General features: G+C 50.0%; 1 rRNA gene. It reads left to right on the top strand.

The window, feature by feature from the left end:
• Positions 1 to 137 precede the first annotated feature (137 nt).
• A 5S ribosomal RNA gene (gene rrf / locus OH705_RS29115) occupies positions 138 to 208 on the top strand; the annotation flags it as partial.

Raw genomic sequence — 208 nt, 5'->3', positions numbered from 1 at the left:
CCATGTGAGAGTAGGTCATCGTCAAGATTCATTTCGCAAAACCCCTATCTGCGCGAGCAGGTAGGGGTTTTGTCTTTAAGTAGAGACTATAGAGATTCGCAGGTACGTCCCACAGGACGGACCAGCACACAGAATTTCTTGACGACCATAGAGCATTGGAACCACCTGATCCCATCCCGAACTCAGCAGTGAAACGATGCATCGCCGA

This window comes from Pseudomonas sp. BJa3, assembly GCF_026343815.1.
GTDB classification, from domain to species: domain Bacteria; phylum Pseudomonadota; class Gammaproteobacteria; order Pseudomonadales; family Pseudomonadaceae; genus Aquipseudomonas; species Aquipseudomonas soli.
The sequence above is the reverse complement of the archived record's forward strand: the minus strand, read 5'-3'. Positions and strand labels throughout refer to the sequence as shown.